A 22,843-nucleotide genomic window follows, 5' to 3' on the forward strand; every position below is an offset into this window, starting at 1 on the left:
CGACCATTCCGCCGCCCCGCCGGTCTGCCCCGGCCTGCCGGACTCGGTTCGGTCCTTCGGTCCGGCGCGCTTCCGGTCGGGCGGGGGCGTCCCGTACCCTCTGGCTGAGTCGAACTTCGTTCTAGAACCGGAGGCGCGGCATGACTGCGGTCGTCCAGACGGCGTACGGCAAGGTGCGCGGGACCACGCGCGGCGGGATCGCCGCCTTCCTCGGCATCCCCTACGCCGCGCCGCCCTTCGGCGCGAACCGCTTCCAGGCGCCGCGCCCGCCCGAGTCCTGGGACGGCGTCCGCGACGCCACCGAGCCGGGCCCGACCGCGCCCAAGCCCGGCTACCCCAAGCCGTACGACATGCTGCTGCCCGACCCGCAGATCCCGGGCGACGACTGCCTGAACCTCAACGTCTGGACGCCGGAGCCCGCGCCGGGAGGGGCGGGCCTGCCGGTCATGGTGTGGATCCACGGCGGCGCGTTCCGCAACGGGTCCGGGGCCGTGGACGTCTACAACGGCGCCGCGTTCGCCCGCGACGGCGTCGTCTGCGTGACCTTCAACTACCGGCTGGGCGTGGAGGGGTTCGCCAACCTGCCCGGCGCCCCGTCCAACCGCGGCCTGCGCGACCAGATCGCCGCCCTCGAATGGGTCCGCGACAACATCGCCGCGTTCGGCGGCGACCCCGGCCGGGTCACCGTCTTCGGCGAGTCCGCGGGCGCGATGAGCGTCACCACGCTGCTCTCCCTCGACCTCGGGCTGTTCCACCGGGCCATCGCGCAGAGCGGTGCGGGCAACATCGCGCAGGACCCGGACGACGCCATGGTCGTCACCCGCGAGATGGCGTCCCGGCTCGGCGTGGAGCCGACCGCCGCGGGGTTCGCCGCGCTCGCCCCCGCCGCGATCATCCCGGTGCAGGCCGAGATCGCCGCCGCGGTCGCCGCGCTGCCCGATCCGCGCCACTGGGGCCGGACCACCGCGTCCGCCGCGATGTCGCTGATGCCGGTGCTGGACGGCGACCTGTACCCGCGCCGCGCCGAGGACGCCATCGCGGACGGCGCCGGACGCGACGTCGACCTGCTCATCGGCACGACCGCCGAGGAGTTCCGGCTGTTCCTGATGCCGACCGGGCTCGCCGCGATCCTCAACGACGATCTGGTCGACGCCGCCTGCGCGGGCATGGGCGTCCCGCCCGCCGTGGCCGCCGCGTACCGCGACCGTCACACCGGGCAGAGCGCCGGGGAGCTGATGGCCACGCTCATCACCGACCGGATGTTCCGCGTCCCCGCCAACCGCGTCGCCGACGGCCACGCGCCCGCTCCGACCTGGATGTACGAGTTCGGCTGGCGGTCGCCCGACCACGACCTCGGCGCCTGCCACGCGCTGGAGCTCGGGTTCGTCTTCGACAACCTCGGCGCGGGGACCGGGGGATTGGCCGGCCCCAACCCGCCCCAGGAACTGGCCGACACCATGCACCGCGCCTGGATCGACTTCGCCGTGCACGGCGACCCGGGCTGGGAGCGGTTCGGCTCCGACACCCGGATGGTGAAGATCTTCGACGCCGCGGGCGACCCGGTGGTCGGCGACCCGCGCGGCGACGACCGCAAGCTCTGGGACGACGTCCCCTGACCTGGGGCGCCGCGTCGCCTCAGGTCTCCAGCCGCTCCACCACGTGCTCGGCGATCGCCAGGGACGAGGTCGCCGCCGGGGACGGGGCGTTCCGCACGGTCACGACCGGGCCGAGCAGCCCGATCCGGAAGTCGTCCACGAGCGAGCCGTCGAGGTCGACCGCCTGGGCCCGCACCCCGGCCGGAGCCGGCACCACGTCGGCCGCCGCCAGCTCCGGCACGAACCCGCGCGCCTCGGCGACGAACGCCCGCTTGACCGCCGACCCGTACAGCTCCTTCAGACCCGTCCGCCAGTGCCGCCGCGCCAGGCGCCGGGACCCGGGCCAGCGCAGCGTCTCCCACAGCTCGGCGGGACGGACGTCGCGGCGCCGGTAGCCCTCGCGGGCCAGCGCGAGCACGGCGTTCGGCCCGATGTCGACGCCGCCGCCGACCCGCCGGGTGAAGTGCACCCCGAGGAACGGGTAGCGCGGATCGGGCACGGGGTAGATGAGGCCCCTGACCAACTCGTCCCGCGCGGGGACCAGCCGGTAGTACTCGCCGCGGAACGGGACGATCGCGGGCCCGCGGGCGTCGCCGGCGAGCCGCGCCACCCGGTCCGACTGGAGCCCGGCGCACACCACCAGCCGGTCGAAGACCAGCTCCTCGCGCGGCGAGGCGGCCACGACCCGTCCGCCCGCCCGGCGCAGCCGCACCACCTCGAAGCCGAACCGGACGTCGCCGCCGCCGTCGCGGACGTCGTCCGCGAACGCGCGCGCCACCGCCGGGAAGTCGACGATCGCGGTCGTGGGGGAGTGCAGCGCCGCCACGCCCGCCGCGTGCGGCTCGATCTCGCGGAGCCCGCCGCCGGTCAGCCGGCGCAGCCCCGGCACCCCGTTCGCGGCGGCCCGCCGCTCGATCTCGTCGAGCGCGGCCAGCTCGCGCGCGTCACGCGCGACCACGACCTTGCCGCACTCCTCGTACGGCAGGCCCCGGTCGGCGCAGTAGTCCTTCAGCAGGCCGACGCCGCGCCGGCACAGCGTGGCCTTCAGCGAGCCGGGCGCGTAGTAGAGCCCCGCGTGCGCGACGCCGCTGTTGTGGCCGGTCTGGTGCGCCGCCGGACGGTCCTCCTTCTCAAGGACCGTCACCCGCGCGCCGGGATACCGCTGGACGAGCCGCCGCGCCACGGCCAGCCCCAGGATCCCGGCGCCCACCACGCCCATCCGCACCTCGGTCACGTCCGCACCCTAACCGGCCGGACGACGGCGGGAACGGGCGCCGGTGCGGGCTCGGGCGCCGGGCTCGGGCGGCGGTGTCAGCTCCCCAGGCGCTTGCGCCCCTGGCTGCGGACCCGTTTGCGCTGGGACGGGTCGAGCATCAGGTAGCCGACCACCGGCGCCCCGATGACGCCCAGGATGATCAGCGCGCTGAGCCACAAGGGAAAGATCAACAGTGTCAGGAAGCCGACGACGACTCCGCCGATGACGAGTTTGGTCTGGGTCGACATCTCTTAACCTCCGTACGGTCGCCACTGGGACAACGGCCGCCCGGCGACCGTGGTTCCACGATATGTCGCGAGTCAACCGGCGTTCTGACGGGGCGGTACCCAAGAGATCGGGTGCCGCCCCGTTCACGTGCGGGGTTGCTGCTTGACCTGGGGGTTTAGCTGCTCCATGGCGGGCGGGCGGTGTTGATCTTGTCTCACTGGTGCGCGCTGGTTGCCGCTGGTGCTGACTGTTCACGGGCCATGTGCGGGCCATGGCCCGGGACGGTTCGCGCTGGTCACTCGCTGAGGGCGCGCTCTATCACCTTGTTGGCGCGGGTTTCGCTGAGCTGGCTTTCTAGGGGGTTGGTGCCCCAATCGGCCAGAGCGATCCGCACGGTGCCGCATTGGTCGGCGTCGCAGCGTGGATGGCGGGCGGCGGTGTCGAAGGTTCGGACGGGGCGGTTCAGGAGGCGTCCGGCTTGGCGTCCGGCGGCGCGTAGCCGGTCGCGTTCGTCGGGCGAGTGGTAGACGGTGCCGGTTTCGCCGGTTCGCTTTAGCTGGTCGGCGATGACGGCGGCTAGGTCTTCGCTCATCGGGTCCGTCTCCTCCTCGCGCGCTGCGGTTCAAGGATGGCGCGGCGCGGGGTTGGGTGCCAAGTGGGCGCGGTGGTGAGCGTGTCGGAGGGCGCCCTTCGTGCTGGGCGGTGGGTGCGTGGGGTGGTGGCGGCTGCCGGTCCAGCGGCACGGGCGGGCGGAGTGGTGCGTGTCGTGGTGGCGGACCCTGCGGGGGCGTGACACGGCGGCGCGGCATCTGGACCGGCTGGCGCTGGCGTCGGAGCGGCGGGGGTACCGGGGGGTGAAGCTCTACCCGGACCGGAGTACGGCGGTGCACTTCCCGATGCTGCTGTTCACGGTCTGGGGCCCCAAAGAGGACGTCGGAGTTCTGGCAATGGCGCGGGCCGTCCCTGGCGGGTGGGCCTACTTCGACGCGTTCGCCGATCCGTGGTTCCCGTTCGCTCCGTGCCGGGACGTGTGAAGGCGGCTGACCAGGTCGCCGGGCTGATGGAGCACCGGATGTACCCGGGGACCTTCCCGGCCGTGCGGGAGGAGGCGGCGCGGTGAGGATCGTGACGGAGGCGATGGTGTGGGAGGCGAAACAACTCGCCAACCGGGCGGGCGTGGTCGCCCGGCGGGTCAAGACGCAGAGCGAACACCTGGACCTGGCAGCGGCGGGGCTGATGACCGAGCACCTGTGCGAGTGCCTGGACGCGGTGGCGGCGGCGCTGACTTCGGCGCGGGCGAGGGTGCAGCAGATCACCGAGCGGGAGACGACCGAGCAGGCGGGCCGGTCCGGTCCACGATGAACCTCATGGAGACGGCAGCGATGATGGCGGCGTCAGCGCGACCGCTGCACGCGTCGATCAAGTTCGTGACGGCGTCCGGCCGCGCGCGTTGCCGCCGAGCTCACACCGTGATGTTCGCGCGGAGGAGATTGTGGTCCGAGAGGCCGCCGACGTCCTCGACGGCCGCGCTGCTGGTTCTCCCGCCCCGCACGACCACGTGGTCGATCCACTGTGGCTCCGAGCTTGAGGTTTGTGGCCGTGTCGGCAGGGCTTCCGGCGGGAGATCCACGACGTCGTAACCGGGGCCCAGAGCCGACGCCACGGTGGCACGGTCGGTGTTGAAGTCGCCCAGAAGCATCGCTGCCTGTCCCGGTGGAGTGGCGGTCAGCTCGGCCAGGCGTGCCAGCTGGCGCGAGCGTCGCTGATCACCGCTCACGTGGGTCGCGACGACGAGTGTCCCCGCGGTCTCGACGGACAGCACTCCCTTGCCCGGATCGTCCTCGAAGGAGTCGGCGGCCACCTTGCGACTCTGTCCGTCCACCAGAAGCACGAGGTACTCCTCGGGGGCGCGCAGCGGACGGATGGCGTGGCGGGGTGCCGGGACGCGCGGATACCGCAACGTGTGGACGCTTCGTTCGGGCAGTGCGAGGCGGATGCTGGCCAGTTGGTCACCGCTGACCTCCTGAAGCGCGATGACCTGCTCGGTCCGCGTTACCAACCGCGCCGTAACGGCAGCGATCCGCTCCGATTCGTCCGGCCAACGCGCCAGGACATCCTCACTCCAGTTCTCGGCATGGACACGGTGCAGGACGTTCCATGTAGCCACAGTGATCACGGGGCGTGATGGTAGCCACTTATCGGTCGGCGTGTGGCTCCGCGCGGCGCCCTGGTGTCGCGGTGGTGAGGGTGGGCCGGCGGAATGGCGCAGCCACCCCGAAGGGGCGATGTCCTGTGGCATGCGGCCGTCCCGGAGCTTTGGCGGCGGACGATGATCTACGTCTACCGGGCGTTGGCGCGGATCGGGTCGGAGCGGTCCGGGGTGCCGGTTTCGGTGCGGGCGGTGCGGTCGCTGGTGCGGGTCTCCTACGTCAAGGTGGCCGAGTACCAGCGGCGCGGGGCGGTGCACTTTCACGCGGTGATTCGCCTGGATGGGGTGGTGGACGGGGATCGGTCGGTGGTGGTGGCTCCTCCGGTGTGGGCGGATGTGTCGGCGTTGGCGGCGGCGATCCGGGATGCTGCGCCGATCACCAACACCATGTACGGGCAGTTGTGGCGGCGGGCACGGGCCGTCGCGCTGACCGGCCCCGAGCGGGCGGCGGGGCTGGCCCAGCGGCCGTATGACCTGCGGCACGGCTGCGCGTCGCTGCTGCTCAACTCCGGCGTTCCCGCTACCGAGGTCGCGCGGCGCCTGGGGCACTCCCTCACGGTCCTGATGTCCACATACGCGCACTGGTTCACGGGCATGGAGCAAGAGGCAAACCGGCTCATCGACGCGGCTCTAAGCGGCTCTGAGCCCTCCGGGGCCGGTTCCGGCGCTGACGGGCTCCCCACGGGCCAAACCCCCGGAAACGCGGACGCGTAGCCTCGTCTCCGCAGGTCAACCACCTGAAGAGACGAGACCATGCATTCGTCGCGAGTCAGCCGGCGTTCTGACGGGGCGGTACCAAGAGATCGGGTGCCGCCCCGTTCACAAGAACCACATCATGGTCAAGAACACGTCGAGTAGCGGATAGTGCACTGATCGCTCCTCTATCGTGAAACTCAGCGAGGCGGGTCCCCGGCATCGGGGGTCCGGCGGGCCACCTCGTCTTTGTCGTTGCAGGTAGGGCCTGCCCGGGTCGGCGTCGCGACCCTCGCCAGTGGGCGGTTTTGTCGTTGTTCTTGCGCCTGTCGTAGGCGCGGCGCCCAGAGACAAGCGCGGATCGACGCCGGTAGGCCGCAGCGGTCGGCCGGGATCGACCTGGGGGGAAACCATGAGCCTTCAAGTGCTCCCGCTGGCCATCACGATGATGGCGGGACCGCAGATCATGTCCGCCATCATCCTGGTGACCACCGCCCGAGCGGTGCGGGTCTCGCTGGCGTTCCTGCTCGGCGTGCTGATAGCGGTGACCGTGGGCATGGCGATATCGCGTGGCGTCTTCTCGCTGGTGGGCAGCAGTGTGTCGCTGGGCAAGCCCTCCGACAACACCTCGCTGGGGAAGATCATCCAGTACGTGCTGGTCGCCCTGCTGGTGGCCGGGATACTGAGGAACTACGTGAAGCGGGCCACGGTGAAGCCGCCCAAGTGGCTCGGGACCCTGATGAACGCCGGTCCACGCAGGGCCTTCAAGACCGGTCTACTCCTGATCTTCTTGATGCCCTCGGACATCCTGGTGATGCTGACGGTCGGAGCCAACCTCGAACACCACCACGCGGGCTTCGGCTCGGCGGCGGTGTTCATCGCGGCCACCGTCCTGATCGCGGCACTGCCACTGCTCGCTCTGCTGCTGTTCCACCGGCGAGCGCAGGGCGCCATGCCCGCAGTGCGGGACTGGATGAACACCCACAGCTGGCTCATCAACATCATCTGCTGCCTGATCTTCATTGTCATCATCCTGGCCTGACGTCCTCGCTCGGCCAGCAGGGAACCGCCCACGCAAGAGGCCGGACGCGCAGGGAGGCCGGACGCGCAGGGAGATCGTCCGTGCAGGAAGGTCAGACGCGCAGGGAGAGCTGGCCGCCGCCGAGGGTGCGCAGCACCTCGGCGTGGAGGCGGCCGTTGGTGCACACCACGCTGCCGCCATCGGGGCCCGGGACGCCGGACAGGTCGGTGAACATGCCCCCGGCCTCCTCCACGATCACCTGGAGGGCGGCCAGGTCCCACAGCGAGACCTCGGGCTCGGCCGAGACGTCGATCGCGCCCTCGGCCACCATCATGTGCGACCAGAAGTCGCCGAAGGCCCGGGTCCGCCAGACCGCGCGGGTCAGATCGAGGAACCGGTCGAGCCGGTCCTGCTCCTCCCAGCCGCCGAGGCTGGAGAACGACAGCGAGGCGTCCGACAGGTCGTTCACCTGGGAGACCTGGATGCGGGAGGCCCGGGTCAGGCTGCGCCCCGCCCAGGCGCCGCCGCCGCGCGCGGCCCACCAGCGGCGGTTCAGCGAGGGCGCCGACACCACGCCCACCACGATCTCGTCGTGCTCCATCAGCGCGATCAGCGTCGCCCACACCGGCACGCCGCGGACGAAGTTCTTGGTGGCGTCGATCGGGTCGATGATCCAGCAGCGCTGCCCGTAGCCGGTGCGGCCGTACTCCTCGCCCAGCACCGCGTCGCGCGGCCGGGCGCGCTTGAGCGTGCCGCGGATCTGCTCCTCGACGCTGCGGTCGGCGTCACTGACCGGGGTCAGGTCCGGCTTGGTCTCGATCTCCAGATCGAGCGCGCGGAAGCGCCTGGTCGTGATGTCGTCGGCCCCGTCCGCGAGTACGTGCGCGAGACGCAGGTCATCGGAATAGCCCGCCACGACGTGCCACGCTACCGTGCCCGGACCCCGCCCCGACAGGGACCGGGGCAGGCGGTGCCGCGCGGCGGCGGACCGGATTTCGGTCCGGGCCGGGCGCGCTGGCGCGTGCGCCCGCCCGAGCGGCCCGGTAGATGAAAGCATGGGCGCATGGCCCACGATCTTCCCGGGTGGGTGGCCGAGCTGACCGACCCACGCCGGGCGCAGACGCTCGACGAGCTCGCCGACCGGCTCGTTCCCCTGGCCGAGCACGCCATCGACGTGTCCCGCCGGTTGCAGGCCCTGCTGAACGAGCTCAACGACCCGTTCAAACGGGAGGCGCTCTACGGCCGGGTCGAACGGCTCAAGGACCGGGTCGGCGAGGCCCTGGAGGAGATCGCGGGTGAGATCGCGGCCTCCGGGGAGGAGCGGCTCGAACGGGTCTGGGCCGACTGGACCGGACGCACCGGGCCGGACGACCACGCGAGCCGCGAGCGCGAGCTGCGGCGACTGCTCGACAGCGACGTGGTCCCGGTCCTGGCCAGGCAGCAGGAGGAGGTCGCCGAGCGGGTCTCGGCGCGGACGTCGGCCGCGATGGAGACGGCGACGCAGATCCTGCTGACCCGGGTCGAGGAGCTGGCCAAGGCGGTGACCGACCTGATCCACGAGGTGCTGCCGCTGGCCCGCGAGGGCCTCACGCTGGCGAGCCGCATTTCCACGCTGTCCAGCCACGCCCGCAAGTCCGGCCGCGGCCCGATCCCGGACGAGCTGAAGGAGGCCGGCCGGGAGACCGCCCGGGCCTTCGACGAGGCGGTCGCCCGGCTGGAGCTGGAGTGGTCCGCGCTCGGTGCCCGCTCGGCGAGCGTGCGGGCGGCGCTGCGCGGCGCCGAAGAGGCCGCGTTCAGCCAGGTGACCGAGGAGATGACCCGCTGCGTGGAGGAGCTGGCGCCCGAGCACGTCCGGGCGCTGAACGCGGCCGAGGCCAAGGCGCGCAGCCTCTTCGAGGAGCCCTCGCAAGGCTGACCGGGCCGCCCGGCACACCGGCTTCGCCGGGATGCGCAGGTGGCGCGCTCGCAGCCCGCCCGCGTCGCCGGGTCAGGGGGCCCGGAAGGTGCTCAGGAACGTGTCGAAGTACCGCGTGCTCGCGTCCCAGTCCCGCTGGCCCGCGATCAGGAGGGCCTGGTACAGCCCGCCGTTGAACGAGAACAGCCGGTCCCTGACCCGGCCGGGCCGGCCGTCCTTGGTGAAGGTGAACTCCAGCTCGGCCGCGTTCGCGCCCTGGAAGGGGATGTTCTCCCTGAACGCGATCTCCTCGTAGTCGGGATAGTCGGAGCTGTTCTTGAACGACTTGGCGGCGTCCGACAGCCACCGGGCCTCGTTGCCGGTGACCCCGGCGATCCGCTGGAAGGCGATTCCGCGGGCCGCGTCCGGGGCCGGGTCGCGGAACGTCACGTCCCGGCCTTCCGGTTCGGCCTTCCACCCCCGGGGGACGGCCGCGACGAAGGACGGCCCGCGGTACTCCTCGTACCCGGCCGGGACGGACGCGGCCCCGCCGGCCGGCGCGCTCGCCGCGCCGCCGGACCCGGCCGACCCGGCGCTCGGGGACGGGGTCCGTCCGGACGGGTCGCCCGCGCCGTCGACGAAGACCAGGACGGCGACGACCGCGGCGACCAGCGCCACCGCGAAGATCCCCGCCGGGACGATCAGGTTCCAGCGGGCCCGCCGCCGGGCGGGCGAGGACGGGCCCGGGAACGTCGGATCGGGCGACGGGGCCGGAGCGGACGGCAGGGGCGGCGGGGGCGGCAGCGTCGCGTTCCGCGCGCCCGGGTGGAGACCCGCCTGAGGCGGACTCCAGCCGGGGCCGGATCCGACGGCCTCGCGGAGCAGCCGCTCGGCGTCGCCGGGGCTGAGCCGCTCGTCCGGATCCTTGTGCAGCAGCCCGTGCAGCACCGGCGTCAGCGGCCCGGCGAGGCGCACCGGGTCGGGCTCGTCGGTGAGCAGCGCGGCCATCAGCCCCCACACGTCGTCGCGCTGGAACGGCGGGCGGCCCTCGACCGCGGCGTAGAGCGTGGCGCCCAGCGACCACAGGTCGGACGCGGGCGTCGCCCGGCCGCGCCGGGCCTGCTCGGGCGCCAGGTACGCGGGGGAGCCGACGATCGCGCCGGACTGGGTGAGGGTCTGGTCGCCCTCCATCGTGGCGATCCCGAAATCGGTGAGGACGGCCCGCCCGCCGGGGAGCAGGACGTTGCCCGGCTTGACGTCGCGATGCGTCACCCCGGCCGCGTGCGCGGCGCGCAGCGCGTCCAGCAGGTCGAGCCCGATCGAGGCGACCCGGGCGGGCGGCAGCGGCCCGTCCTGCGCGAGGACCCGGTCGAGCGCGGGCGCCCGCACGAGCTGCATCACGATCCAGGGCCGGCCGTCCTCCTCGACCACGTCGAAGACCGTCACGATGCCCGGATGGTGGAGCCGCGCCGCCGACCGCGCCTCCCGCAGGGTGCGCGCCTGGATCCGCTCGACCTGCGCCTCGTCCAGGCCCTGCGGGAGGGCGACCTCCTTGATCGCCACCTCGCGGCCCAGCATCGTGTCGCGGGCCCGCCACACCGCGCCCATCCCGCCCCGGCCGAGCACGTCGATCAGCTCGTAGCGCGCTGCGATCACTTGGGACATAAGAGGACGATACCGACGCGGTCCAGTCTGTGCGGCGAACCGTCCGGGGGCGGCTACTCGGGCTCGCCCTCGCGGGCGGTGAGGAGGCGCCGCAGGGAGTCGAGCCGCGCCTGGCTGGCGTGCCCTTCCGCCACCCAGCCGTCCAGGCCGCAGTCGGACGGACCGGAGCGAAGCGAGGACCGCCCGGCTGTCTGGCGGGGGTCTGGGGGTTGCTCCCCAGGTGAGTCGGAGTCGGACGGACCGGAGCGGAGCGAGGACCGCCCGGCTGTCTGGCGGGGGTCTGGGGGTCGCTCCCCAGGTGAGTCGGAGTCGGCCGGACCGGAGCGAAGCGAGCCGGGGGGGAGGTGGTCGCACATCGGGGGGCAGCGTTCGGCGGCGCCCTCGGCCAGGTCCTCGAACGCGTTGATGACGTTCTCGGGCTTGACGTGCGCGAGCCCGAAGCTCCGCACGCCCGGGGTGTCGATGATCCAGCCGCCGCCGGGGAGCGCCAGCGCGAGCGCCGAGGACGAGGTGTGCCGGCCCCTCCCGGTGACGGCGTTGACGTGGCTGACGGCCCGTTCGGCGTCCGGGACCAGGGCGTTGACCAGGGTCGACTTGCCCACTCCCGAGTGCCCGACCAGCACGCTCGTCCGCCCGGCCAGGTGCTCGCGCGGCCCGTCCAGGTCGCCGCCGTGGCGGGTGACGACGTAGCGGACGCCGAGCGGCGCGTACGCCGCGACCAGGTCGTCCGGGCCGGCGAGGTCGGCCTTGGTCAGGCAGAGCAGCGGGTCCATCCCGGCGTCGTAGGCCGCCACGAGCTGCCGGTCGATCATCCGGGGGCGCGGCTCGGGGTCGGCGAGCGCGGTCACGATGACGAGCTGGTCGGCGTTGGCGACGATGATCCGCTCGAACGGGTCGGTGTCGTCGGCGGTGCGGCGCAGCGAGGAGGTGCGCGGCTCGACCCGCACGATGCGGGCCAGGGTGTCGGGCCGCCCGGACGAGTCGCCGACCAGGGCGACCCGGTCGCCGACCACCACGCCCTTGCGGCCGAGCTCGCGAGCGCGCATCGCGGTCACCGGCCGGTCGCCCACCAGGCAGCGGTAGCGGCCCCGGTCGACCGCGGTCACGAACCCGGCGACCGCGTCGTCGTGCGCGGGCCGGCGGCGGGTGCGCGGACGCGAGCCGCGCCGCCCCGGCCGGACCCGGACGTCGTCCTCGTCGTAGTCCCCCACCTTGCGCGCCATCTACGCCGTCCTCACCAGGTCCGTCCACAGGCCGGTGAAGTCGGGCAGCGTCTTGCCCACCGTCTCGGGGTTCTCCACCTCGACTCCGGGCACGGCCAGTCCCAGCACCGCCGCCGCCATCACCATCCGGTGGTCGTCGTAGGTGTGGAACACGCCGCCGTGCAGCGGGCGCGGCCGGATCTCCAGCCCGTCCGGCAGCTCCCGCACGTCGCCGCCGAGCGCGTTGATCTCGGTGACCAGCGCGGCGAGCCGGTCGGTCTCGTGCCCGCGCAGGTGGGCGATCCCGGTCAGCCGGGACGGTGTCGCGGCCAGCGCGGCCAGCGCGGCGAGCACGGGGGTCAGCTCGCCGACCTCGTGCAGGTCGGCCTCCAGCCCCTGGAACACGCCCGGGAACGTCCCGGAGCCGCGCACCGTCAGCCCGTCCGGGCCGAGCGAGACGTCGGCGCCCATCGCGGCGAGCAGGCCGCGCAGTGCGTCGCCCGGCTGGACGGTGTCGTCCGGCCAGCCGGGCACCGTCACCCGGCCGCCGGTGACCAGGGCGGCGCCGAGGAACTGGGCGGCGTTGGACAGGTCGGGCTCGATGATCCGCTCGCCGCCGAGCAGCGGGCCGGGCGCCACCCGCCACACGTTCTCGCCGGTCTCGACGCCCGCGCCCGCCTCGCGCAGCATCCGGACGGTCATCGCCAGGTGCGGCGTGGACGGGACGGGCGGCCCCTCGTGCCGCACCTCCACGCCCTTGGCGAAGCGCGGCGCGGCCAGCAGCAGCCCGGAGACGAGCTGCGAGGACCCGGACGCGTCGATCGTCACCGGGCCGCCGTCGACCAGCCCGCGCCCGCGGACGGTGAACGGCAGCGCGCCCCGCCCGCCGTCGTCGACCTCCGCGCCGAGCTCGCGCAGCGCCGTGATGATCGGGCCCATCGGCCGCTCCCGGGCGCGCGGGTCGCCGTCGACGGCGACCTCGCCGGCCGCCAGCGCCGCGACCGTCGGCAGGAACCGCATCACCGTGCCCGCGAGCCCCACGTCCACCCGGGCCGGACCGGTCAGCGGGCCCGGCGTGACCAGCCAGTCGGAGCCATCCTCGGCCACCCCGGTCCCGAGCGCGCGCAGCGCGTCCGCCATCAGGTCGGTGTCGCGGCTGCGCAGCGGCCGGACCACCCGCACCGGGGCGGAGGCGAGCGCGCCGAGGACCAGCGCGCGATTGGTCATCGACTTGGACCCGGGCAGCGCCACCGTGGCGTCGACCGCCGTTCGGGCGACCGGCGCGGGCCAGTGCGGTGCGGACGGCGGAGTGAGCGGTGTGGGCATGGACACAGGATATCGGGCCCCGCTCACACCGCCTCGCGGGCGCGATCGGGCCAAGCCTTGGCCGATCCACTAGTTGATCATGGGGTTCGGCCGGGCATGGGGCCTACGTTCGTGCACGCCGGTCGTCGCTGTCGGGGGGAGGCGGACCGTGGACGCTTTGCTGCTGGCGCGCCTCCAGTTCGGGATCACCACCGTCTACCACTTCCTGTTCGTGCCGGTCACGATCGGGATGTCGGTGCTGGTGGCGCTCCTGGAGACCGCGTGGGTGCGCACCGGCAAGGCGCGGTACCTGCGCGCCACCCGGTTCTGGGGAAAGCTGTTCCTGATCAATTTCGGAATGGGGCTGGTCACCGGAATTGTGCAGGAGTTCCAGTTCGGGATGAACTGGAGCGACTACTCGCGGTTCGTCGGCGACATCTTCGGCGCGCCGCTCGCGATCGAGGCGCTGCTGGCCTTCTTCCTGGAATCGACCTTCCTCGGCCTGTGGATCTTCGGCTGGGACCGGCTGCCCGCCAAGGCGCACCTGGCCTGCATGTGGCTGGTCGCGATCGGCACGATCCTGTCGGCCTACTTCATCCTGGCCGCCAACTCGTTCATGCAGCACCCCGTCGGCACCCGCTACAACCCGCAGACGCGCCGCGCCGAGCTGACCGACTTCGGCGCGGTCCTCGGCAACAAGGTCGTCCTGGCCACCTTCCCGCACACCGTCTTCGGCTGCCTGGTGACCGGGGGCGTGCTGATGACCGCCGTGGCCGCCTGGCACCTGGCCCGCCGCCGGAGCCTGGAGGTCTTCCGCGCCTCGCTCCGGCTCGGGCTGGCCGCCACCCTCGTCGGGTTCGTCGGCGTGCTGATCAGCGGGGACCTGCTCGGCAAGGTGATGACCGAGACGCAGCCGATGAAGATGGCCGCCGCCGAGGCGCTGTACGAGACGCGGCAGCCCGCCTCGTTCTCGGTGCTGACCATCGGCACCCTGGACGGGAGCAAGCCCGTCTACCAGCTCGAAGTACCGCGGGTGCTGTCGTTCCTGGCGACCGGCACGTTCGACGGCCGGGTCGAGGGGATCAACGACCTCAACGCCGAGTACCGGCACAGGTACGGGCCGGGCGACTACCGGCCGGTCATCCCCGTCGCCTACTGGGGCTTCCGCGTCATGATCGGCGCGGGCGTGCTCGCGGTGCTGGTCGCGCTGGCCGGGCTCTGGCTGACCCGGCGCGGCCGGCTGCCCGGGCGCCGCTGGGTCTGGACGGTGGCGATCTGGAGCGTCGTGCTGCCGTTCATCGCGCACTCGGCCGGCTGGATCTTCACCGAGATGGCCCGCCAGCCGTGGGTCGTCTTCTCGCTGCTGGAGACCAGGCACGGGGTGTCCCCGTCGGTGCCCGGCGGCACCGTGCTGGCCTCCCTGATCGTGTTCACCCTGGTGTACGGGGCGCTCGCCGTCGTCGAGGTCGGGCTGATGCTGCGCTACGCGCGCAAGGACCCGCCCGACGACCCGCCGCCCGGCAGCACCCCGTCCGGCGACGACCAGCCGATGGCCTTCGCCTACTGACCGCCGTGCCCCGCCCGTCACTCCGGAGGATCCAGTGGAGCTGCACGACCTGTGGTTCGTGGCCATCGCCACGCTGTTCGTGGGCTACTTCTTCCTCGAGGGGTTCGACTTCGGCGTCGGCGTCCTCACCCAGGCGCTGGCCCGGGACGACACCGAGCGGCGGGTACTGATCAACACGATCGCGCCGGTGTGGGACGGCAACGAGGTGTGGCTGATCACCGCGGGCGGCGCGATGTTCGCCGCGTTCCCCGAGTGGTACGCCTCGCTGTTCAGCGGCTTCTACCTGCCGCTGCTGCTGATCCTGGTCGCGTTGATCGTGCGCGGCGTCGCGTTCGAGTACCGCGGCAAGCGCGAGGGGCGGTCCTGGCGCCGCAACTGGGACCTGGCGATCTTCTTCGGGTCGCTGGTCCCGGCGTTCCTGTGGGGGGTGGCGTTCGCCAACATCGTGCGCGGCGTCGCGCTGGACGACCGGCACCTGTACACCGGGGGCTTCTGGGCCCTGCTGAACGTGTACTCGCTGATCGGCGGCGTCACCACGCTGCTGCTGTTCATCTACCACGGCGCCGTGTTCACGGCGCTGAAGACGTCCGGTGGGCTCCGCGACCGGGCCGAGCGGCTCGCCGGGCAGGTCGGGCTCGGCGCGGCCGTCGCGGCGGTCGTGTTCCTGATCTGGACGCAGACGCGGCACGGGTCGGCGGCCAGCGGTGGCACCGCGATCGTCGCGGCCCTCGCCCTGGTCGGCTCGCTGGTGCTGAACCGGATCGGACGGGACGGCTGGGCGTTCGCGCTGTCCGGCGGCGCGGTCGCGTTCGCGGCGATCACGCTGTTCGTGGCGCTGTACCCGGACGTGCTGCCCTCGACGGTCGACCCGGCCAACAGCCTCACCGTGGCGAACGCGGCGGCGACGGACAAGACCCTGGGCATCATGACCTGGGTCGCGGTGATCTTCCTGCCGCTGGTGCTGATCTACCAGGGCTGGACGTACTGGGTGTTCCGCCGCCGCATCGGCGTCCAGAACATCCCGGCCTGAGCCGGTGCCCGGACCCGTGGACGCGCGGCTGCTCCGGCAGGCCCGTGCCACTGCGCCCCACCTCGCCGCCTGCGTGCTGCTCGGCGTGCTCGGCGCCGCCTGCGTCCTCGCCCAGGCGGCGCTCCTCGCGCACGCCATCGCCGCGCTCACCGTCCCGTTCTCCCTGCTCGCGGTCGTCGCGGTGCGGGCCGTCCTCGCCTGGGGCCGCGAGGTCGCCGCCCACCGCGCCGCCGCGGACGTCACGTCGCAGCTCCGCGCCCGGCTGCTCGAACGCCTGACCACCGGCCGTCCCGCGCAGGCGTGCTCCGGCGAGCTGACCGCCCTGGTCACGCGGGGGGTCGACGCGCTCGACCCGTACTTCTCCGGCTACCTCCCGCAGCTCGCCCTGGCGGTCATCGTGCCCGTCGCGATCGTGGGCGCGCTCGCCCAGGCCGACCTGCTCTCCGCGGTGATCGTGCTGGTCACGCTGCCGCTGATCCCGCTGTTCGGCGCGCTCATCGGGATGTGCGCGGCGGCCCGCACCCGCCGCCAGTGGCGCACCTTGGAACTGCTCGCCGGGCACTTCGCCGACGTCGTGGCGGGCCTGCCGACGCTCAAGGCGTTCGGCCGCGCGGACGCGCAGGCCCGGCAGATCGCCCGGGTCGCGGGCGAGCACCGCCGCGCCACCGGCGCCACGCTCAAGCTCGCGTTCTGCTCGGCCCTGGTCCTGGAGATCGCCGCGACCCTCTCGGTCGCGCTGGTCGCCGTCTCGGTCGGCCTCCGGCTGGTGTCGGGGTCCCTCCCGTTCGAGACCGCCCTGTTCGTCCTGATCCTCGCGCCCGAGGCGTACCTGCCGCTCCGCCAGGCCGCCGCCCAGTTCCACGCCGGGCAGGAGGGCGTCGCCGCCGCCGACCGCATCCTGTCCGTCCTGACGCCTCCGCCGGCGTCCGGCGACCCGTCCCTCGAACCCTCCCTCCGGCCGCCCCCTCAGCCGCCCCGGAAGGGACGGCCGTCCGCGAGCGGGCGCATCCAGGCGGACGAGATCGTGGTCGCCCATCCCGGACGGGAGCCGGTGGGGCCGTACTCGCTGACCCTCGAACCCGGGACGCTCACCGCCCTCACCGGGACCTCGGGCATCGGGAAGTCCACCCTCATCGCCGTGCTGCTCGGCTTCACCCGTCCCGCCACCGGACGCGTGCTGGCCGGCGGCGAGGCACTCGACGCGGGCGCCGACGCGGACTGGCGCAGGCAGATCGCCTGGGTGCCGCAGCGGCCGTTCTTCTTCGCCGGAACGATCGCGGACAACATCGCCCTCGCCGTCCCGGACGCCCCCGGCGACGCGGTCCGCCGGGCCGCCGCCGCCACCGGCGTCCTCGACATCACCGCCCTGGACGCGCGGCTCGCCCCCGGCGGCGCCGGGCTCTCCGCGGGGGAGCGGCAGCGCGTCGCCCTCGCCAGGGCCGCGCTCCGCTGCGATCTGCTCGGCACCCCCCTCCTCATCCTGGACGAGCCCACCGCGCACCTCGACGTGCTCACCGAGATCGAGACCACCGAGATCCTCCTCCGCCTGGCGCGAGGCCGCACCGCCCTGATCGTCACGCACCGCCGCACCCTCCTCGACCGCGCCGACCAGGTCGTGGCGCTGGAACCGGCCTCCCTGACCGGCCCCCCGGTACGGGTATGACGACGGCGGTGCGGTTCGGGGCGGCCGTCGCGGCGGGCGCGGGCGCGCTCGGCTGCGGCATCGGGCTGCTGGCCACGTCGGCCTGGCTGATCTCCCGGGCGGCGCAGCATCCGCCCGTCCTGTACCTGATGGTCGCGATCGTGGCGGTGCGGGCGTTCGGGTTCGGCCGCGGCGCGCTGCGGTACGTCGAACGCCTCGTCTCCCACGACGCCGCCCTGCGGGTGCAGGCCCGCACGCGCGTCCGCGTCTTCACCCGCCTCGCCGCGATCACCCCCGCCCTCCCGCACGCCGCCCCGGTCCGCGCCGGGGCCTCCGATGCCGCGCCGGGGACCGGTCCCGCGAGCGACGGACCGCTCGGCCTGGTGCTCGACAACGCGGAGGGCGTCGCCGACCGCTGGCTGCGCGGCGTGCTCCCCATGGCGTCGGCGGGACTCGCGGGGGCCGCCGCCGTCGCCCTCGAAGGGTGGCTGCTGCCCGCCGCGGGCGCCGTCCTGCTGGCCGCGCTCCTGACCGGTGGGGTCCTCGCGCCCTGGCTGGCGCAGCGCGGGGCACGCCGGGCCGCCGGACGCGCCGCGGCCGGACGCGCCGAACTGTCCGCCCGGACCACCGAGGCCCTGCACGGCCTGCCCGAGCTGACCGCCTACGGCGCGCTGCCGGCGCGGCTCGCGGACCTGCGCCGCGCCGACGCGCGGGTCACCGCGTCCGCCGCCCGGTCGGCCTGGACCGCCGGGCTCGGGTCGGGCCTGACCACCCTCGCGACGGGCGGCGCGGTGCTGGGCGCGCTGGCGCTGGGCGTGCCCGCCGTGCGGGACGGCCGGCTGGAGACCGTCCTGCTCGCGGTGATCGTCCTGACCCCGCTGGCCGCGTTCGAGGCCGTCGGCGCGCTGTCGGACGCGGCCCAGCGGCTCCTGCGCGCCCGGACCGACGCCGCCCGCGTCCGGCACGCCCTCGCGACCCCCGCCCCGGTCACCGACCCGGACGCGCCGCGCCCCCTGCCCGCCCCCGCGCGCGGGCACCACCTGCGGGTGGACGGGGTGACCGCCCGCTGGCCCGGCGCCGGGACCGACGCGCTGGCCGAACCGGCGCTGACCCTGGACCTCCCGCCCGGCCGGCGCCTCATGATCACCGGGCCGAACGGGTCCGGGAAGTCGACCCTGGCCGCCGTCCTGGCCCGCCTCCTGGACTACCGCGGCTCGATCACGCTGGACGGGACGGAGCTGCGCGACCTCGCGGGCGGCGACGTGCGGCGGGTGATCGGGCTGTGCGGGCAGGACGCCCACCTCTTCGACACCACCGTCGCCGAGAACGTGCGGCTGGCCCGTCCCGCCGCGTCCGACGCCGACGTCGCCGCCGCCCTCCGCCGCGCGGGCCTCGGCGGCTGGCTGGACGCGCTGCCGGACGGCCTCGCGACCAGGGTGGGGGAGCACGGCACCGCGGTCTCGGGCGGCGAACGGCAGCGCCTCGCGCTCGCCCGCGCCCTGCTCGCCGGTGTGCCGATCCTGATCCTGGACGAGCCGGACGCGCACCTGGACGAGGCGACCGCCGGCACCGTGCTGATCGGCCTGCTCGCCGCCGCCCGGGACCGCACCGTCGTGCTGATCAGCCATCGCGACGCGGTGCCCGGTGCGGACCCCGTCCTCCGCCACGTCGACGAACTCCACACCCTCGGCCCGCTCGCCCGCTGACCGGCGGGACCGACCATGAATAAGGTGCGGCGGGGCTCCGAGAACCCGGAACCCCGCCGCACCGCCGTGTCCACGCGCGCCCGCTGGACGCGACCTGACCCGCTAGGCCCCCGGCAGGGCCGGTTCGGGAGCGGGCCCCTGCACGTACCGGACGGCCTTCACCACCAGCCACCGCACCAGCCGGTAGGCGAGCAGTGCCAGCCCGAGCAGCGGCAGGATCAGCAGCAGGATCTGCAACCCGGCCGTGATCAGCCGGAGCGGGCCGGCCCCGGCCGCGGCGGCCCGGCCCAGTCCCTCGATCATCCGCCAGTCGCTCACCACCAGCTCGGGGACCCGCACCGCGATCAGCGTCAACTGGAAGGCCAGCGCCGGGATGACGGTCAGCACCCACAGCGTGACGATCATCTGCGGCCACCGCTTCAGCGCCTTGAGCCGCTCGTCGGCGGCGCGCCGCAGCAGCGTCCGCCGCAGGATCGGCTTGATGTACTTGAACAGGTCGGGGATGCCGACCAGGTCGGAGATGATGTAGTACCCGTCGAACCGCAGCGTGGGCAGCAGCTGCTGGATGATCTCGAAGTTGACCGTCAGGATGACCAGCAGCAGCGGCTGGAACCCGGTCTGGAGGTACACCAGGGTCAGCCCGACGAGGAAGATCCCGTTGAAGTAGACGCCGCCCAGGTCGGTGCGGATGCGCCCGCCGCGCCCCAGCCGGTACGACTCGGTGATGTCGGTGTAGAAGGCCGGCCACACCAGGTAGATGCCGCAGCCCATCACCCCCGGGCGGACGCCGCTGTAGCGGCAGGCGGCGGCGTGGCCGATCTCGTGGAAGACGCACGAGGCGATCGCCAGGCCCAGCACCATCAGGATGCTCTCCGGCGCCAGGATCGCCCCGTGCAGCGCGTCGCCCACCGACTGGGTGCCGAGCACCCAGACCTCGCTGAGGAAGACGGCGGCGAACGCGAAGATCATCGCCACCGGCGTGAACAGCCAGGAGAACAGCCCGGCCAGGATCCAGGTCGCGGACTCGGGGAACACCGCCAGCTTGAACCGCAGCCCGAGGAAGGTGTCGGGCTTGACCAGCTGCGGGCGGGCCCCGTTGCTGTAGGTGGTGACTCCGAGCGGGGCCAGCTTGCGGTCGACGAGGAACAGGACCTGCTCGCCGGAGATCCGCGCGCCCGCCGCGCGGCTCACCTCGGTGGCCACCGCGTCCAGCGCGATGCGGGGATCGATGGCCCCGGCCAGGTGGCGGTGGTCGTGCAGCGCCTTGACGACCTGGAACAGCAGCGGCGGGAGCCGGACGAGCTGCCGGTTGGGCAGGCTGACGAGCTGCGGCGGTTCGCGGTAGCCGGAGCCCTTGAATTCGCCGACCAGCTCGGCCCCCTCGGTCAGCGTGGGGAGCGTGCAGGGCTCGGCATCGTCGATGGTCGACGTTGCTGGCGTGCTCATGGAACTCTCCGGGAATTCGTGGAATTCATGGGGAAGTGCCGGATCTCGCGCGGGACCGGCGGCGCCATGGTCAATAGCTGTTGGTCACGGCGGGTACGCAGGTCATCGTGGTCTTGGCGCCCTCCGCGAGCAGGCCGGTTCCGAGCAGGCCGGAGGTGCCCGCGTAATACGTCGACTGGCACGCGTAGAACACCTCGGTCCGATGGCCGTCACCGGTCGGCGGGCCGGCCAGCGACAGCAGGACCCGCTCGGGCAGGATTTCGCCGGCGAGCAGGTCGAGCTCTGCGAAACTGAAAGTCTCTTTGTTGTGAGCGCCCATTGTTCTTCCGTGTCGTTCGAGAACGCCTTCCGAATGGTCCTCGGTCGCGGGGCTGGTAAGGGGACCGAAAACCGGGCGAAGGGCTGGCGGATGAACGCCAGCCCTTCTCTATGCCGATGTGAGCTTCCGCTCGTTACAGACCGTGGATCAGTGGCCCGAAACGGCGGTGCCCGGCACGCAGGTGAACGACGAAGCGTCGTTCTGCGCGTGCAGGCCCACGAGCTGGAGCAGCCCGCTGTCGGGACGGCTGATGTTGCTCTGGCAGGCGTTGGAGACGATGGTGGAGCCGCCACCGTCGTGGCCGGAGCCGCCGGCGTTGTTGTTGTTGTAGGAGTCGCCGGGGACGCCCGCCATCACGGTGGACAGGACGGCGCGCTCCGGCAGGACCTCGCCGGCCAGCAGGTCGAGTTCCGCGTAGCTGAAGGACTTCATGATTCCCTTTCCTTGTTGTCACGCCCGGGATCCCGATACGGGCACCGGGTGTCCCCTCTAGCCCCTGGCGGAGCTGGGTATCACTACGTATAACAGCTATTACTGGCCGCAGCAAACGTCGTCTCGGAGTGGCGATTCGAGCCGTTCTTGACGCTCGCCAGGTCGGATTAAAACGGCGAAAGGTGCATAGTGCGCATGTCGTGCTGGGCTATCTCCTGGAAATCGAGGAACATGCGTAATTGGAGATCTGGGGGACGTCGCGGCTGTTTGCCCCCATGAATGCGCGGAGTCGTGCCGGTTAAAGATCAGGAATACGTCGAGCCGATGAGTGGTCTGGATGCCCCATGCGGCCAGATCCGGCCGCCCTCCCCGCAGCGCGGTTTAGCTGTGTCCAGAGGGCGTAGCGCACAACCGCCCACCCGGACCGCCCGCACCGCCCAGCGCTGTGCACCGCCGGACCGCTTGGCGTGTCGCCGACACCCGCGCACGCGGCGCTCGCGTGGGCGTCACCCGCGCATGCCTCACCCGCGCATGCCTCACCCGCGCATGCCTCACCCGCGCACGCGTCACCTGGGCATGCCTCACCCGCGCACGCGGCGCTCGCTTGTGTGTCGGCTGCGCGCTCGTCCATGGCGCGCCTCGATGACGGGCACACGCCGGTGAGGGCGTCCTTTGGCCCGGCCGTCAGGCGCTGTTCGGCCCTGTGCGGCTCGCGCTCATGGAGAGGCGCATCGAAGGCCCGGCGGCCGTCCTCTGGGGGCGTCCCAGATGGAACGGGCGGTCAGCAGGCAGCACGGGGCCGGACCGGTGCGCGGCTCAACGGCGCTCTGAGCCTCTTTCAAGGCTCCCTTCGGAAAGTGGGCCCGCTCAACGTCCGAAGGACGAGCGCGCGGCCTTTCCGGCCTTGGAGGTCCGGACCGCCCTGGCGGCCTTGGTCGCGCCCTTTCCGGCCTTCGCCGCGCCCTTCCCCGCACTCTGCCCGGCCTTCGCCGCCCCCATCGACACCTTGGCCGCCCCCTTGGACGCCTTGGCCGTGCCCAGGGCCGCCCTGCGGCTCCCCTCGCGGCGGACGTCGCGCACTTGGCGGGCCGCCTCCCGGCGGGCGTTCCTGATCTCCGCGGCGGTCTCCCGGCGCAGTGCCTTGGTCTCCGCGCCGGCCCTGATCCGGACCTCGCGGGTCTGCCGCCGGAGGTCGGCGGCACGCGGCGCGCGGCGGGACACGTGGCGCGGCTCGGTGGCCACCATGAGCAGTGCGCCGAACAGGCCGGCGTTCTTGAGCAGGTGCGAGCGCTCGCTGTTGCGGCGCTCGGGGTCGTCCTCGGTCCAGTACCGGTGCTCGGTCGCGAGCGCGGGCACGAGCTGCGCGGCGAGCAGTAGCGTGGTCAGCCTCCGGAACTTGCCGGCCATCAGCAGCGCGCCGGTCCCCAGGCTGAGCGCGCCCTCGATCCGCACGAGGGTCTCCGGATCCTTGGTGGGCAGCCAGTCGAGCCGGTCGACGATCGGCTTGAGCGTGGGCGCGACCTGCTCGGCGCGCGGCGTGGGATCGCGGAGCGTCTCCAGGCCGGTGATGATGTACGGAGCCGCCACGAACGGGCGGGCCAGAGTCGTGATGGGTCGCATGCTCGCGTACATGC

22 protein-coding genes are annotated in these 22,843 nt (G+C 73.2%); 10 read left to right on the forward strand and 12 right to left on the reverse strand.

Translation table 11 applies throughout. From position 1 onward, the window contains the following. Positions 1–140: 140 nt before the first annotated feature. A complete protein-coding gene (locus OHA34_RS31160) occupies positions 141–1,616 on the forward strand; it encodes a carboxylesterase/lipase family protein (RefSeq protein ID WP_329519710.1) in 1,476 nt (491 codons plus the stop codon). Between the two features lie 19 nt (positions 1,617–1,635). Here the strand turns inward: OHA34_RS31160 and lhgO are convergent, their stop codons facing one another. The 3 genes from lhgO to OHA34_RS31175 form a co-directional block, all read right to left on the reverse strand. Next, positions 1,636–2,814, reverse strand: a complete 1,179-nt coding sequence (gene lhgO / locus OHA34_RS31165; RefSeq protein WP_285938602.1) for an L-2-hydroxyglutarate oxidase — start codon at positions 2,812–2,814, stop codon at positions 1,636–1,638. Positions 2,815–2,906: 92 nt separating this feature from the next. Further along, positions 2,907–3,098, reverse strand: coding sequence for a hypothetical protein (locus OHA34_RS31170; protein ID WP_329519711.1), 192 nt, complete (start codon positions 3,096–3,098; stop codon positions 2,907–2,909). A gap of 275 nt (positions 3,099–3,373) precedes the next feature. Further along, entirely contained in the window at positions 3,374–3,670 is a 297-nt protein-coding gene (locus OHA34_RS31175) for a hypothetical protein (RefSeq protein WP_285937783.1), read from the reverse strand. A gap of 100 nt (positions 3,671–3,770) precedes the next feature. On the opposite strand from OHA34_RS31175, the gene OHA34_RS31180 reads away from it, so the two are divergent. Together OHA34_RS31180 and OHA34_RS31185 are read left to right on the forward strand one after the other, a co-directional pair. Next, positions 3,771–4,112: a hypothetical protein gene (locus OHA34_RS31180; protein WP_329519712.1), complete on the forward strand. Its 342-nt coding sequence runs from the start codon at positions 3,771–3,773 to the stop codon at positions 4,110–4,112. 82 nt (positions 4,113–4,194) lie between these two features. Further along, positions 4,195–4,440, forward strand: coding sequence for a hypothetical protein (locus OHA34_RS31185; protein WP_285937781.1), 246 nt, complete (start codon positions 4,195–4,197; stop codon positions 4,438–4,440). Positions 4,441–4,540: 100 nt separating this feature from the next. Here OHA34_RS31185 and OHA34_RS31190 read toward each other — a convergent pair whose 3' ends face one another. After that, positions 4,541–5,254 (reverse strand): endonuclease/exonuclease/phosphatase family protein, encoded by a 714-nt coding sequence (locus OHA34_RS31190; protein WP_329519713.1) that lies wholly within the window; start codon positions 5,252–5,254, stop codon positions 4,541–4,543. A gap of 84 nt (positions 5,255–5,338) precedes the next feature. Between OHA34_RS31190 and OHA34_RS31195 the strand changes: the two genes are divergently transcribed. Further along, a complete protein-coding gene (locus OHA34_RS31195; protein WP_329519714.1) occupies positions 5,339–6,001 on the forward strand; it encodes a replication initiator in 663 nt (220 codons plus the stop codon). 403 nt (positions 6,002–6,404) lie between these two features. Further along, entirely contained in the window at positions 6,405–7,022 is a 618-nt protein-coding gene (locus tag OHA34_RS31200; protein ID WP_285937778.1) for a GAP family protein, read from the forward strand. A gap of 91 nt (positions 7,023–7,113) precedes the next feature. Here OHA34_RS31200 and hisN read toward each other — a convergent pair whose 3' ends face one another. Beyond that, positions 7,114–7,917, reverse strand: a complete 804-nt coding sequence (gene hisN, locus OHA34_RS31205; RefSeq protein WP_329519715.1) for a histidinol-phosphatase — start codon at positions 7,915–7,917, stop codon at positions 7,114–7,116. Positions 7,918–8,064: 147 nt separating this feature from the next. Between hisN and OHA34_RS31210 the strand changes: the two genes are divergently transcribed. Beyond that, positions 8,065–8,916, forward strand: a complete 852-nt coding sequence (locus OHA34_RS31210; RefSeq protein WP_329519716.1) for a hypothetical protein — start codon at positions 8,065–8,067, stop codon at positions 8,914–8,916. A 72-nt stretch (positions 8,917–8,988) separates the two neighbouring features. Here the strand turns inward: OHA34_RS31210 and OHA34_RS31215 are convergent, their stop codons facing one another. From OHA34_RS31215 to aroA, 3 genes are read right to left on the reverse strand one after another with little or no spacing between them, the layout of a single operon-like run. Next, the gene (locus OHA34_RS31215) at positions 8,989–10,560 is read right to left on the reverse strand and encodes a serine/threonine-protein kinase (protein ID WP_285937775.1); all 1,572 of its coding nucleotides are present in this window, start codon (positions 10,558–10,560) and stop codon (positions 8,989–8,991) included. 53 nt (positions 10,561–10,613) lie between these two features. Next, positions 10,614–11,783, reverse strand: a complete 1,170-nt coding sequence (gene rsgA / locus OHA34_RS31220; protein WP_329519717.1) for a ribosome small subunit-dependent GTPase A — start codon at positions 11,781–11,783, stop codon at positions 10,614–10,616. Continuing rightward, the gene (gene aroA / locus OHA34_RS31225) at positions 11,784–13,088 is read right to left on the reverse strand and encodes a 3-phosphoshikimate 1-carboxyvinyltransferase (protein WP_329519718.1); all 1,305 of its coding nucleotides are present in this window, start codon (positions 13,086–13,088) and stop codon (positions 11,784–11,786) included. Positions 13,089–13,236: 148 nt separating this feature from the next. Between aroA and OHA34_RS31230 the strand changes: the two genes are divergently transcribed. From OHA34_RS31230 to cydC, 4 genes are read left to right on the forward strand one after another with little or no spacing between them, the layout of a single operon-like run. After that, positions 13,237–14,634: a cytochrome ubiquinol oxidase subunit I gene (locus tag OHA34_RS31230; protein WP_285937772.1), complete on the forward strand. Its 1,398-nt coding sequence runs from the start codon at positions 13,237–13,239 to the stop codon at positions 14,632–14,634. 34 nt (positions 14,635–14,668) lie between these two features. Continuing rightward, on the forward strand, positions 14,669–15,664 hold the full coding sequence (gene cydB, locus OHA34_RS31235) for a cytochrome d ubiquinol oxidase subunit II (RefSeq protein WP_285937771.1): 996 nt from the start codon (positions 14,669–14,671) through the stop codon (positions 15,662–15,664). 4 nt (positions 15,665–15,668) lie between these two features. Next, positions 15,669–17,327: a thiol reductant ABC exporter subunit CydD gene (cydD, locus tag OHA34_RS31240; protein ID WP_329519719.1), complete on the forward strand. Its 1,659-nt coding sequence runs from the start codon at positions 15,669–15,671 to the stop codon at positions 17,325–17,327. Next, entirely contained in the window at positions 17,324–19,012 is a 1,689-nt protein-coding gene (gene cydC, locus OHA34_RS31245; protein ID WP_285937769.1) for a thiol reductant ABC exporter subunit CydC, read from the forward strand. The genes cydD and cydC overlap by 4 nt, the downstream gene beginning before the upstream one ends. Before the next feature lie 102 nt (positions 19,013–19,114). Here the strand turns inward: cydC and OHA34_RS31250 are convergent, their stop codons facing one another. The 4 genes from OHA34_RS31250 to OHA34_RS31265 form a co-directional block, all read right to left on the reverse strand. Beyond that, complete coding sequence (locus OHA34_RS31250; protein ID WP_329519720.1) at positions 19,115–20,458, reverse strand: hypothetical protein; 1,344 nt, start codon at positions 20,456–20,458, stop codon at positions 19,115–19,117. A gap of 70 nt (positions 20,459–20,528) precedes the next feature. After that, on the reverse strand, positions 20,529–20,777 hold the full coding sequence (locus OHA34_RS31255; RefSeq protein ID WP_285937767.1) for a hypothetical protein: 249 nt from the start codon (positions 20,775–20,777) through the stop codon (positions 20,529–20,531). Between the two features lie 147 nt (positions 20,778–20,924). Continuing rightward, positions 20,925–21,209, reverse strand: a complete 285-nt coding sequence (locus tag OHA34_RS31260) for a hypothetical protein (RefSeq protein ID WP_285937766.1) — start codon at positions 21,207–21,209, stop codon at positions 20,925–20,927. Positions 21,210–22,076: 867 nt separating this feature from the next. Beyond that, a complete protein-coding gene (locus OHA34_RS31265) occupies positions 22,077–22,829 on the reverse strand; it encodes a DoxX family membrane protein (protein ID WP_285937765.1) in 753 nt (250 codons plus the stop codon). Positions 22,830–22,843: the final 14 nt, after the last annotated feature.

The sequence above is a fragment of the Spirillospora sp. NBC_01491 genome, assembly GCF_036227065.1.
In the GTDB taxonomy this organism is placed as follows: domain Bacteria; phylum Actinomycetota; class Actinomycetes; order Streptosporangiales; family Streptosporangiaceae; genus Spirillospora; species Spirillospora xylanilytica.